Source organism: Mycobacterium sp. RTGN4 (assembly GCF_033804635.1).
GTDB lineage: Bacteria > Actinomycetota > Actinomycetes > Mycobacteriales > Mycobacteriaceae > Mycobacterium.
Map to the genome: position 1 here is coordinate 229,966 of NZ_JAPZLB010000001.1, position 11,966 is coordinate 241,931.

At 66.3% G+C, this 11,966-nt stretch carries 13 protein-coding genes; 3 read left to right on the forward strand and 10 right to left on the reverse strand.

Going from position 1 to position 11,966, the window contains the following annotated elements; translation table 11 throughout:
- Window positions 1-15: 15 nt before the first annotated feature.
- The 3 genes from nthA to SLQ30_RS01065 are packed head-to-tail and all read left to right on the forward strand — an operon-like array spanning window position 16 to window position 1,600.
- Entirely contained in the window at window positions 16-633 is a 618-nt protein-coding gene (nthA, locus tag SLQ30_RS01055; protein ID WP_319444989.1) for a nitrile hydratase subunit alpha, read from the forward strand.
- Window positions 633-1,295, forward strand: a complete 663-nt coding sequence (nthB, locus tag SLQ30_RS01060; protein WP_319444990.1) for a nitrile hydratase subunit beta — start codon at window positions 633-635, stop codon at window positions 1,293-1,295. Before nthA ends, nthB begins: the two co-directional genes overlap by 1 nt.
- Window positions 1,292-1,600, forward strand: coding sequence for a nitrile hydratase accessory protein (locus SLQ30_RS01065; RefSeq protein ID WP_319444991.1), 309 nt, complete (start codon window positions 1,292-1,294; stop codon window positions 1,598-1,600). The genes nthB and SLQ30_RS01065 overlap by 4 nt, the downstream gene beginning before the upstream one ends.
- A 52-nt stretch (window positions 1,601-1,652) precedes the next feature.
- Here SLQ30_RS01065 and ppc read toward each other — a convergent pair whose 3' ends face one another.
- The 10 genes from ppc to whiA form a co-directional block, all read right to left on the reverse strand.
- On the reverse strand, window positions 1,653-4,448 hold the full coding sequence (gene ppc, locus SLQ30_RS01070) for a phosphoenolpyruvate carboxylase (RefSeq protein WP_319444992.1): 2,796 nt from the start codon (window positions 4,446-4,448) through the stop codon (window positions 1,653-1,655).
- 45 nt (window positions 4,449-4,493) lie between these two features.
- Window positions 4,494-4,991 carry a hypothetical protein gene (locus SLQ30_RS01075; RefSeq protein WP_319444993.1) on the reverse strand — a complete coding sequence of 166 codons (498 nt, stop codon included), beginning with the start codon at window positions 4,989-4,991 and terminating at the stop codon, window positions 4,494-4,496.
- Window positions 4,988-5,584 (reverse strand): MspA family porin, encoded by a 597-nt coding sequence (locus tag SLQ30_RS01080; protein WP_319444994.1) that lies wholly within the window; start codon window positions 5,582-5,584, stop codon window positions 4,988-4,990. Before SLQ30_RS01080 ends, SLQ30_RS01075 begins: the two co-directional genes overlap by 4 nt.
- Window positions 5,585-5,882: 298 nt before the next feature.
- On the reverse strand, window positions 5,883-6,590 hold the full coding sequence (locus tag SLQ30_RS01085; RefSeq protein WP_319444995.1) for a hypothetical protein: 708 nt from the start codon (window positions 6,588-6,590) through the stop codon (window positions 5,883-5,885).
- A gap of 122 nt (window positions 6,591-6,712) precedes the next feature.
- Window positions 6,713-6,949 (reverse strand): preprotein translocase subunit SecG, encoded by a 237-nt coding sequence (gene secG / locus SLQ30_RS01090; protein ID WP_319444996.1) that lies wholly within the window; start codon window positions 6,947-6,949, stop codon window positions 6,713-6,715.
- 44 nt (window positions 6,950-6,993) lie between these two features.
- Complete coding sequence (gene tpiA, locus SLQ30_RS01095) at window positions 6,994-7,779, reverse strand: triose-phosphate isomerase (RefSeq protein WP_319444997.1); 786 nt, start codon at window positions 7,777-7,779, stop codon at window positions 6,994-6,996.
- A gap of 14 nt (window positions 7,780-7,793) precedes the next feature.
- A complete protein-coding gene (locus tag SLQ30_RS01100; protein ID WP_319444998.1) occupies window positions 7,794-9,008 on the reverse strand; it encodes a phosphoglycerate kinase in 1,215 nt (404 codons plus the stop codon).
- A gap of 2 nt (window positions 9,009-9,010) precedes the next feature.
- The gene (gene gap / locus SLQ30_RS01105) at window positions 9,011-10,033 is read right to left on the reverse strand and encodes a type I glyceraldehyde-3-phosphate dehydrogenase (RefSeq protein ID WP_319444999.1); all 1,023 of its coding nucleotides are present in this window, start codon (window positions 10,031-10,033) and stop codon (window positions 9,011-9,013) included.
- 144 nt (window positions 10,034-10,177) lie between these two features.
- Window positions 10,178-10,894 (reverse strand): ABC transporter substrate-binding protein, encoded by a 717-nt coding sequence (locus SLQ30_RS01110; protein ID WP_319445000.1) that lies wholly within the window; start codon window positions 10,892-10,894, stop codon window positions 10,178-10,180.
- A 92-nt stretch (window positions 10,895-10,986) separates the two neighbouring features.
- Window positions 10,987-11,964: a DNA-binding protein WhiA gene (gene whiA, locus SLQ30_RS01115; RefSeq protein ID WP_319445565.1), complete on the reverse strand. Its 978-nt coding sequence runs from the start codon at window positions 11,962-11,964 to the stop codon at window positions 10,987-10,989.
- Window positions 11,965-11,966 lie beyond the last annotated feature (2 nt).

Below are 11,966 nucleotides of genomic sequence, written 5' to 3' on the forward strand. Positions count from 1 at the left end.
GGATATCTTTGGCTAGTGTCCACACACGAGGAGCCGACGGGGTCGTCGCTGTCCGAGCTCGACTTGCGTGTGCGCGCGCTCGAATCCGTGCTCGTTCAGCACAATTACGTCACCTCGGAGGCGCTCGACGCGATCGTCGAAGCCCACGAGACCAGGATCGGCCCGCACATCGGCGCCCGTGCAGTGGCAAGAGCCTGGGTCAGCGCCACGTACCGGGAGGCGTTGCTAGCCGATGCGACCGCCGCCGTCGCGGAGTTCGCCGACGATGGCCACGTGGGCGATCAGTTGATCGCGGTGGAGAACACACCGGACGTCCACAACGTGGTGGTGTGCACGCTGTGCTCGTGCTATCCGTGGGATGTCCTTGGCCTGCCGCCGATTTGGTATAAATCCGACGCCTATCGATCGCGCACCGTCAAACAGCCGCGGGCCGTGCTCGCCGAGTTCGGCCTGCATCTCGATCCGACCGTGTCCGTCCGCGTGTGGGATTCCACGGCCGAGACGCGCTACCTGGTGCTTCCCATGCGACCCGCAGGCACCGACGACTGGGATGAACGCCGACTCGCCACGTTGGTCGACAGGGACTGCATGGTCGGCGTCGGTCTGCCCAAGGCCCCAGGCGGGGCGGACTGATGGACGGCATCCACGATCTCGGCGGCGTGGACGGCTTCGGCGCCATCGTCGCCGAGCACGACGAACCCGTGTTCCACCAGCGGTGGGAGGGACGGGCGTTCGCCATGAGCACCGCGATGGGGGCGGCAGGCGAGTGGAACATCGACGTGGGACGGCACGGCATCGAGCGCCTCCCACCCCTTGTCTACCTGTCCAGCTCGTACTACGAGCGCTGGCTGCGCAGGCTCGAATTGATGCTGATCGAGCATGGGCTGGTGCTGGAGAGCGAGCTCGCGAATGAGCACTCAGACACGACCGGACGCGAGCTGCCGCGCGGCACGTTCACGAAGGAGCGGGTGGCGACCGTACTCCAGCGTGGCTCGTTCACCCGCGAACCCCAGAGGCCGCCTCGCTTTCAGCCGGACGAGCGTGTGCGCGCTCGCAACATCCACCCGCGGTCGCACACCCGACTGCCGCGCTACGTGCGCGGGCGCACCGGCGTCGTCGAACGACTGCACGGAGCGCACGTGTTCCCCGACAGCATCGTGAGCGGGCAGGGCGAAGACCCGCAGTGGCTCTACACGGTTCGTTTCGACGGTCAGGAGCTGTGGGGTGATGACGCGGAACCGGGAACCACCGTGTCCATCGACGCGTTCGAGCCGTACCTCGAGGCCGTCCCGTGAGCAGGCCGGCCTTCAGCGCGCCGTGGGAGGCGCGGGCGTTCGCCATGGTGCGTGCTCTGCAGAATGCCGAACTGGTCACCCCGGGCGAATGGGCCACCGCACTCGGCGCGGCGATCCGATGCGCCCAAGCAACGGGTGACCCTGTCGACGGCAGCACCTACTACGAGCACTGGCTGGCAGCGCTGGAACAGCTGGTCGTGCAAAAGGACCTCACCACCGATGACGCCATGTCGCGCTATCGGGCGGCGTGGGCAGATGCGGCGAGCCGCACGCCACACGGAAAGCCCATCGAGCTAGCCGAGTAATCACGTTGCACGACATCGACATTCACCGCTGATCTGCGCACTCGCCAGTGACTCAGCCGCTGTTGCGCAGCGCGGTGGCCAGCCCGCTCATGGTGAGCAGAATGCCGCGCTGCACCAATTCATTTTCGTCGCCCGCACGGAAGCGCCGCAGGAGCTCCACCTGCAGGTGGTTCAACGGCTCCAGGTAGGGAAAGCGGTTGAACACCGAACGGGCCAACGCCGGGTTGTCGGCCAGCAGGTCGTCGTTGCCGGTGATCAATCGCAGCATCTTGATGGTCTTGTCGTGTTCGGCGACGATCTTGTCGAACACCCTGTGCCGCAAGGCTTCGTCCTCCACCAGTTCGGAGTAGTGCGCCGCCAGCCCCATGTCGGCCTTGGCGATCACCTGCGCCATGTTGGACAGCACCGAGGCGAAGAACGGCCACCGCTGGTAGAGGTCCTGAAGCACCTCGAGTCGACCGTCCCCTTCGGCGACCCAGTCCTCGAACGCCGTGCCGGTGCCATACCAGCCGGGCAGCATCACGCGCGACTGGCTCCAGGCCAGTACCCACGGGATGGCGCGCAAGTCGGAGATCGACGTAGTCGGCTTACGGGACGCTGGACGGCTTCCGATGTTCAGGGCGCCGATCTCGCTCACCGGGGTCGAGGCTTTGAAGTACTCGACGAAACCCGGTGTCTCGTGCACCAATTCGGAGTACGCACGCTGCGCCTTGGTCGCGAGTTCGTCGAGCACCTCGTAGGCCGGGCCTGCCGCATCGCCAAGGCCCTCGACGTCGAGCAGTGTCGACTCGAGGGTCGCGGCAACGAGCGTCTCCAAGTTGCGGAGGGCAATGCGCGGTTCGGCGTACTTGGCGGCGATGATCTCGCCCTGCTCGGTGATCCGCAACGAACCCTTCACGGCGCCGGGCGGCTGCGCGAGGATGGCGTCGTAGCTGGGGCCGCCGCCGCGACCGACGGTTCCGCCGCGACCGTGAAAGAGCCGCAGGCGGATTCCCGTCTTGCGGGCAGACTCGACGAGGTCGAGCTCGGCCCGGTACAACGCCCAGTTCGCGGCGAGGTATCCGCCGTCCTTGTTCGAGTCGGAGTAGCCCAGCATGACTTCTTGGTGCTCACCGCGCGCGTGCACGAGTCCCCGGTACAACGGCAGGTCGAGCACCGCTTCCAGAATCGCCGAGCCCCGTTGCAGGTCATCGATGGTCTCGAACAGCGGCACCACGCCGACGGGACTGTACGGGTGCTCCCCCGACGCGTCCAGCAACCCGGCTTCTTTCAGCAGGATGGCCGCCTCGAGCATGTCCGACACCGACTGGCACATGGAGATGATGTAGTTGGGCACCGCTTGTGGGCCAAAGACATTCACCGCTCGGGCCGCGGCGCGCACGATGCCGAGTTCCTTCTCCGCGAGCTCCGACAATTCGGCGTCGGGGCCGACCAGCGGCCGCCGGGTAGCGAGCACGCCGACGAGCACCTCGACGCGGTCAGGCTCGGACAGCGACGCGTAGTCGGGGTGCACGCCCGACCAGGCCAGCAGCTCGCCAATGACCTCTTCGTGAACCTCGGAGTTCTGCCGCATGTCCAGTCCGGAGAGGTGAAATCCGAACACCCGCACGGCTTCGCGCAGTCGGGCCAGCCGATCGTCGGCCAATACGGCACTACCGTGGGCCCGCAACGACGCGTCGACGACATCGAGGTCGGCCAGCAGTTCGGCAGGGACCTGGTAGGCGGGCATGTCCAGGTCGAGCGCGTGTTCGGGTTGGCGGTCCAGTATTTCGGCGGCGGTCGCCGTGAGCCGGCCGTGGATGACCCGCAGCGCCCGTCGATACGGTTCGTCGGCACGCGCGGGTTCGGTACAGGTGTCGGCCAGTGCGATGAGCTCGGCACTGGTCGATACCAACCGCGCCGACATCGACAGTTCCTGCTCGAGGCCAGTCAATTCGACGAAGTAGTGGGCCAACGCGGTGTACGCGGCACTCCCGGTGGCCAGTCGGACCACCTCGGCCGTCACGTTCGGGTTGCCGTCCCGGTCGCCGCCGATCCACGACCCCGGCCGCAGAATCGGCTGCTCGAGCACGTCGGCAGCTGGCCAACGCGCCTGAACCGCCGCCCGAACCTCGGCGTTGACTTGGGGAATCACCTCGAAGAAGGCGGCCGCGTAGTACCGCAGGCCGGTCTCTATCTCGTCCTGAATCTTCAATCGGGACAACCGGATCAGTGCGGTCTGCCACAGCACCAGGATGTGTCGCCGCAACTCGACTTCGATGCTTCGCCCATCGTCGGTCTCGGTATGGCCACGCATACGCAAGCGCATCAACTCGGTGATGCGGTGCTGCGTGTCGAACACCGTGCGCCGTCGAGTCTCGGTGGGGTGCGCCGTAATGACGGGCGACACCAGCGCCCCCGCCAATGCGTCGGCGACCGTCGCCGAATCCAGGTCGGCGGAGTCGAGTTTCAAGTACGTGGCGGCCAGGCTGCTGCGCTGGGGCGGCTCACCAGCGGCGACGTGCACCGCGCGGCGGCGCTCGCGGTGGATGTCCTCGGCGACGTTGGCCAGAAGCGCGAAGTGGGTGAATGCCCGAATGACCGGGATGGCTTCGTGGACGTCGATTCCGTCGAACAAGCGAGCCAGCTCGGTGCGGTCGATCTCAGAGCGACGCACCCGAAACGACTCGACGCGGGCGCGCTCGATGAGGTCGAACACCGCCTCGCCGTTCTGCTCGCGCACCGTGTCACCCAGGATGGCGCCCAGTAGCCGGATGTCCTCGCGCATCGGTTCGGTCGCCTCGCGACCTACCTGGGTGCGGCGTACCGAGCCGATCGGTTCGAGCGCGATGTCGGAGGTTTCGGCCATGGCGTCCAGTATCGACGTCCGACGAACGCGGCGCATATCGAGCCTTCAGCCAGGCCCAGTCGCGTCTGGCACGACGATCGGGGTCGGCGCCGTACTCGTAACCTGCGACGAACCCCCGGACGCCGCGTTCCCGCCGACGATCGGCGAGGCCGCAGCTGATTTGCTCGACGAACCCGAGCTCGACGAACCCGAGCTCGACGTATGCGCACCAAGCGCCGGCTGGCTGCCGTCGGGCAGCAGGATGGGCGTCGGCTTGTCGCCGCCACCACCACCGCTGTCGGCGCCGCTACCGCCGCTGTCATCGGCGTCCTGCGAGGGCGGCCAATCCACCGACTTCGGGGGCCACGCCTCGCCGCCACCCGCACCCGAGGAACCGCCAGGAGGCGCGCACCCGGCCCCGGCGCCGAAGTCGCCTGCAGTGGTGCAGTCCGCACCCGCGACACCTACCGCCGGGAACAGGCCGATCGCGGCCATCGCCACGCAGGCCGCGCCGGCTCCCGCCGCGAGCCTGCGGCGCAACGCAATTGGGTGGGAGCGGCTCATATGGACAGGATGTCGCCGTAGGCGTTCACACTGTCGTCGGATTTGTCCGTGTCGATCATCACCGATGCGAAGAACCGCGCCGAGACCGGTCCGCCGCACGCGTCCACCTTGACGTGGGCGTCGTGCACGACGATCTCCCCGGTACGACCCTTGAGCGCCTTCTTACCAAGGCCCAGATTCGTGATCGTCCCAGGCAGCAAGTTGATCGACACGTTGCCACCTAAGTCCGCGTAGGGACCGACATCGTTGATCACGTTGCCATTGAGGCCGGGGTTGATACCGATGTCGGCATCCCCGCCGATGCTGCCGCCCTCACTGAGATCGATCTGGCAGCCCAATTGCAGACCCATCACCAGGGTGCCGGAGTTCACCGGGACGGCGCCGTTGCCGTCGATGGTCGCAGCGGCCTTGCCCGTGACGAAGGCCTCCCTGGTGAAGGCCGTCGCCGCCATGTTCGGTACGGAGTTCATGGCCATGCGCGTCAGCGCGGCGCTCAGGTGCCAATTGTCGTCGGTGTCGGCGGACTGGGTCACGTCCGCCAGCGGGATGGGGTCGGCTCTGGCCACGCCCGCGGTGACGCAGAGCAGAGTCATGGCAAGCCCACCAGCGCGGAGAATTCTGAGCACGTACCCGCCTTACGTCAAGCAGATCAACGGTTCTTGCCCAGGCTGGGCTTGGCGCCGATCGTAGGGGCCGCCGCTGAGTACTTCCTGGGACAGGACTGCGTTGCGCCTAACCGCGAACCCATCCGTTGGCACGCTCAGGATCGGCAGTGTGACGAACCCGTGTTCCTGAAGTGGTACTGGAATGCCGCGTGGCAGTGGCACATTCACCTCAAGCGCGACGCCGCGCTCGAGTCGGTGTACGAGAGGTGCTTGCCTCCGGCCTAGATCACCGAGTGAAAACCGACAGCAGAATGAATAGAAGGATGATCGCGAACGGAATCGCGATGATCGCAATTGTGATGCCGACGCCGTTGTACTTCTGCGGGCCGACACCCAGCGAACCCGGGCTGAACGACCAGACCGGCGCCTTGTACTCAAGCTCGTATAGCTGTCCCGGCTGAACATCGACGAGCGCGTCGGCGGGGCCTACCCGAGCCGGTAGGAAGTACGGCGTATGGACGTGGACCTGGTGGTGGCCCGGGCGAGCGGGCAGAACGTTACGACCCCAGGTCGCCGGCGGCGACTCCTGTCCGTCGACGAAGATCTTGGGCTTGATGAACAAGAACAGCCACGCCAACGGGAAGAAGTGGGTGGTCACCGCAATGCCCTCGCTGGGTTGACCGGGTTGCGGCTGGGCGTACTGCGATTGCCCGTACTGCGGCTGGGCGTATTGCGGTGGAGCGTACTGCGGCTGCGGCGCGGCAGGCGGCTGAGCGTACTGGGGTTGACCGTATTGGGGCGGGGCGGGTGGCCGACCGTACTGAGGCGGTGGCGGCGGCGGCCGGTACTGAGGCGGAGCCTGCGGCGGCGGATACTGCGGGCGACCGTATGGCGGCGGAGCGGGCCGCTGACCGTACGGGGGGTACGGCGGAGGCGGCTGCCACTGAGGTGGCCGGTTGGACGGATGGGGCTGCGGTCCTTGGGGAGTACTCACGTTCGACCTCTCATGCCTCGGTGGCAGCAGGCCAACACGCCGCCGTACTGGGGCAATACGTTAGCAATCGGAACGGCCGACGGCTTGTCGACGAGGACGAGCTGCGACGCCGAGCGACTGCGTCAGACGCCGTACTTGATCTGCAACGCCACCGCGACGATCGAGACGATCCAGATGCCGGTGACGAAGTACGTCAGCCGGTCGAGGTTCTTCTCCACGACCGTCGAACCCGACAGACTCGACTGCACGCCGCCGCCGAACAGCGTCGATAGGCCGCCACCCTTGGAACGATGCAGCAGCACCAGCAACACGACCAGCACGCTGGTGACCATCAAGGTGATCTGCAACGCCAAGAACATGGCCGCCAGCCTACCGGGCGCAGCCCGAAATCAAGGATTCGGGGTCAGGGCAGGGGCCCGCCCGCGGCGATCGCGGACAGCTGTGCGAATTGTTCGGCTTCCAGCGACGCACCACCGACCAGCGCCCCGTCGACGTCGTCCTGAGCGACCAGCTCCCCGATGTTCTTGGCATTGACCGACCCGCCGTACAGCACCCGAACGGCGTCGGCGATCGCGGGCGTCGCCAGTTCGCCGAGTTGCTTGCGGATGGCCGCGCACACCTCCTGGGCGTCGGCGGCGCTGGCCACTCGACCAGTACCGATCGCCCACACCGGCTCGTAGGCGATCACGACGGCGGCGATCTGCTCGGCGGACAAGCCTGCGAGCGAGCCGCTCAACTGGTTGACGCAGTGGCTCACGTGCTCACCTGCCTCGCGGATGTCCAGACCCTCGCCGATGCAGACGATCGGGGTCAGGCCGTGCTTGAGCGCCGCGGCAGCCTTTGCGGCAACCAGTGCGTCGTCCTCGTGGTGATACGTGCGTCGCTCCGAGTGGCCGACGACGGCGAACGAGCATCCGAGCTTCGCCAGGAAGGCGCCGCTGATCTCGCCGGTATAGGCGCCGGAGTCGTGCTGGGACACGTCCTGCGCACCGTAGGTCAGCCTCAACTTGTCGCCGTCGACCAGCGTCTGCACGCTGCGCAGGTCGGTGAACGGTGGGATGACCGTGACGTCGACCTTGTCGAAGTACTTCTCGGGCAACGAAAATGCGATCTTCTGCACCAGCGCGATGGCCTCGAAGTGATTGAGGTTCATCTTCCAGTTGCCAGCGATGAGCGGCTTGCGCGCCACGAGTCTCCTAGGTGTCAGTCTTGCAGTATTTGAATACCGGGCAGTTCCTTGCCTTCAAGGTATTCGAGTGATGCCCCGCCTCCGGTGGAAATGTGCGAGAAGCCGTCTTCGGGCAAGCCGAGTTGGCGCACGGCCGCCGCGGAGTCGCCGCCGCCGACGACGCTGAACGCGCCCTTGGCGGTGGCTCCGACGATCGCCTCCGCGACGCCCTTGGTGCCCGCCGCGAAGGCCGGGAACTCGAAGACTCCCATGGGTCCGTTCCAGAAGATCGTCTCGGCGTTGGACAACAAGGTGGTGAAGCGCCTGACCGAACCCGGTCCGATGTCCAGTCCCATCTTGCCCTCGGGGATGCGATCGGCATCCACGGTCTCGGGCGGGGAATCGGGCGCGAACTCTGCGGCCACGACGATGTCCACCGGCAGGTGGATCACGTCGCCGTAGTCCTCGAGCAGCTTGCGACAGATGTCGATCTGATCCTCTTGCAGCAAGGATGTTCCGACCGGAACCCCTTGCGCGGCAAGGAAGGTGAAGCACATGCCGCCGCCGATGATCAGGCTGTCGGCCTTGCTGGCAAGGTTCTCGATGACGGCCAGCTTGTCCGAGACCTTCGAGCCACCCAACACCACGGCATACGGCCGCGCGCTGGAACTCGTCAACTGTTCGAGCACCTTCACCTCGGCGGCCACCAGCGTGCCCGCGTAATGCGGCAGCAGGGTGGCGACGTCATACACCGACGCCTGCTTGCGGTGCACCACACCGAAGCCATCGCTGACAAAAGCCCCGTCATCGCCGACAAGCTCGACCAAAGCCTTGGCCAGCGCCAGCCGCTCCGCGTCGTCCTTACTGGTTTCCCGCGGGTCGAAGCGGATGTTCTCGAGCAACAGCACATCGCCGTCGGTCAAGCCCTCCGCACGGGCCAAGGCGTCGGCACCGACGACGTCACCGGCCAGCTGAACGTGTCGACCCAGCTGTTCTCCAAGCGCGGCCGCGACCGGTGCCAGCGAGAACTTGGGGTCAGCACCACCCTTGGGCCGACCGAGGTGCGCAGTGACGACCACCTTGGCACCGGCCTCCGACAACGCCTTCAACGTCGGGACCGACGCGATGATGCGGCCCGGATCGGTGATCTGGCCTTCGTCGTCGAGTGGGACGTTCAGGTCGGAGCGGACTAAAACGCCCCGCCCCTCGACGCCGTCGGCCAGCAGCTGTTCAAGCGTCGAAACCGCCACGGTCAGAGCGACTTGCCGACCAGGCCGACCAGATCGACGAGCCGGTTGGAGTAGCCCCACTCGTTGTCGTACCACGACACGACCTTGGCCTGGTTGTCGATCACCTTGGTCAGCAGGGAGTCGAAGATCGAGCTGTGCGGATCGGTGACGATGTCGCTGGACACGATCGGCACGTCGTAGTACTTGAGGATGCCCTTGAGTGGTCCGTCGGCCGCAGCCTTGAACGCGGCGTTGATCTCTTCGGCCGTGCCCGGCTTGGCCAGCTCGACGGTGAGGTCGGTCGCCGAGCCGGTGGGGATCGGCACCCGCAGCGCGTAACCGTCGAGCTTGCCCTTGAGTTCCGGCAGCACGAGGCCGATGGCCTTGGCCGCGCCGGTCGAGGTCGGGACGATGTTCAGCGCGGCGGCGCGGGCGCGACGCAGGTCGCTGTGCGGGCCGTCCTGCAGGTTCTGGTCCTGGGTGTAGGCGTGGATGGTGGTCATCAGGCCCTTGACGATGCCGAACTCGTCGTTGAGCACCTTGGCCAGCGGGCCGAGGCAGTTCGTCGTGCACGACGCGTTGGAGATGATGTTCTGGCTGCCGTCGTACTTGTCGTCGTTGACGCCGAGCACGATGGTGATGTCGGGGTCGGTGGCCGGCGCGGAGATGATGACCTTCTTGGCACCCGCATCCAGGTGGCCCTTGGCCTTGGCGGCGTTGGTGAAGATGCCCGTTGATTCAACTACGACATCGACGCCCAAATCACCCCACGGCAGTTCCGCAGGCCCGGCCTTGACCTCGAGCGCCTTGATCTTGGTGTCGCCGACGATGATGGTGTCGTCGCCTTCGAGGCTGACCTCGTAGGGCAGTCGCCCCAGGATGGAGTCGAACTTCAGCAGGTGAGCGAGCGTGGCGTTGTCAGTCAGGTCGTTGACCGCGACGATCTCGATGTCTGTGTTGTTGCCAAGCGCCTTCTGCGCATCGAGCGCCCGGAAGAAGTTCCGTCCGATTCGACCGAAGCCGTTAACGCCTACGCGGATGGTCACGCATGTCTCCTTAGTCGGTGATGAACTGCTCGGGGTCAGCCTAGTAGCGCGCGACTGAGCGCGTGCAGCCTGGGCAATGCGTGCGTACCGCGCGGTGAACGGGGTATCGCCGTCGGGTGAACGCACCAGTCACCGGAACCTGGGTCAGTGCATCGTCACGTTCTGATCGCGGTAGGGATTGCCGAGCCAGGTACGACGAATGGTCTGCAGCGTTCCGTCGTCCTCGAGCGCGGCTTGCGCCGTCGTGATCCGCTGCAACATGGCGTCGTCGCCCGAGCGGACGGCAATGGCGATCGCCTCACTCGTCAGGCCGCGCTGGACGACCTCTACACCTGGGATGGGCTTGACGAGTTCGGTCAGCACCGGCGCCAACTTCATGAACGCATCACATGCGCCCGTGGTCAGGTCGGTGAGCGCCGCCTCGATGTCGGCGTAGTCGTAGATGCGAACGGCCTTGACCTTTCCCTCGGAGGCCAGGCGTTCAGCGATCGGTTGGCTGGTGTTGCCGCGTTGCACGCCGACCGTCAGCCCGACGAGTTCGTCGATCGACCGAACTGCGGGCCACCGGTCGGTGTCGACGGCCAACGACTGTCCCGACACCAGATACGGCGGCGCGAACCCGGCCCTTCGTTCGCGTTCGGGGGTCACCGTGGTCCCCGCAATCACGCAGTCGTAGGAGCCCGTGCTCAGTTCGTCGAAGATGCCGTTGAAGTCGGCGCCCTCGTAGGCGACGAGGGTCACCGACGAGCCCAACGTCGCCCCGATTGCGGTGATCAAGTCGATGTCGAGGCCGCCACGGTCCGGGCCCATGGAATTGAACGGCGGATCGGGGTACGCCACACCGACTCTCAGCGTCGTCACGTATCTAACCTAGGCCCAGCCATGGCGAGAATCGCCTTTTGCAGGGGTTCACTCACGCTTTCTCTGCAAAAAGCGGATCTCACCGAAATCGGCTAAGCGTCGTCCAGCAAATCGGGGGTGACCGCAGACTCGGTGTCGGGAATGCCGTCCTGTTTGGCCTTGCGATCAGCCATCGATAACAGTCTTCGAATGCGACCCGCCACAGCATCTTTCGTCATCGGTGGCTCCGCGAGGCGACCGAGCTCCTCCAGCGACGCCTGCCGGTGCTCCACCCGCAGCCTGCCCGCCGAAGACAGGTGATCGGGCACAGTGTCGCCCAGGATGTCCAACGCGCGCTCGACCCGCGCTGCCGCCGCCACCGCCGCACGCGCCGAGCGTCGCAGATTCGCGTCGTCGAAGTTCGCCAACCGGTTCGCCGTGGCCCGCACCTCGCGGCGCAATCGACGTTCCTCCCAGATCAGCCGGGTGTCCTGGGCGCCCATCCGGGTGAGCAACGCTCCGATGGCCTCCCCGTCGCGCACGACCACCCGATCGCTCCCCCGCACCTCGCGGGCCTTCGCACTGACCCCCAACCGCCGGGCCGCACCCACTAGGGCCAGCGCCGCCTCAGGGCCGGGGCAGCTGACCTCCAACGCCGACGAACGGCCAGGCTCGGTCAGCGAGCCATGTGCCAAAAATGCGCCCCGCCAAGCGGCTTCGGAATCGCCGACGCTGCCGCCGACCACCTGCGCTGGTAGGCCTCGCACCGGGCGACCGCGCAGATCCAAGAGCCCGGTCTGGCGGGCCAACGCCTCACCGTCCTGCGCGACCCGCACGACGTACCTGGTGCTCTTGCGGATGCCACTGGCCGACAGCACGTGCACCACCGCGTTGTAGCCGTACAGGTCGTGGATGTCCTTTCGCAATCGCCGTGCGATCACTCCGAGGTCCACCTCGGCCTCGACGACGACCCGCCCGGCGACGATGTGGAGCCCGCCCGCGAAGCGAAGCAACGACGCAACCTCAGCGCGACGCGCACTCACCGAGTTGATGATCAGACGACTGAGCTCGTCTTTGACCTCGGCTGTCATCG

Coding starts and splice junctions, on each gene's coding strand:
- SLQ30_RS01080 (WP_319444994.1), bottom strand. CDS start 5,584: ATGACTCTGCTCTGCGTCACCGCGGGCGTGGCCAGAGCCGACCCCATC.
- secG (WP_319444996.1), bottom strand. CDS start 6,949: ATGTTCTTGGCGTTGCAGATCACCTTGATGGTCACCAGCGTGCTGGTC.
- nthB (WP_319444990.1), top strand. CDS start 633: ATGGACGGCATCCACGATCTCGGCGGCGTGGACGGCTTCGGCGCCATC.
- whiA (WP_319445565.1), bottom strand. CDS start 11,964: ATGACAGCCGAGGTCAAAGACGAGCTCAGTCGTCTGATCATCAACTCG.
- SLQ30_RS01075 (WP_319444993.1), bottom strand. CDS start 4,991: ATGAGCCGCTCCCACCCAATTGCGTTGCGCCGCAGGCTCGCGGCGGGA.
- ppc (WP_319444992.1), bottom strand. CDS start 4,448: ATGGCCGAAACCTCCGACATCGCGCTCGAACCGATCGGCTCGGTACGC.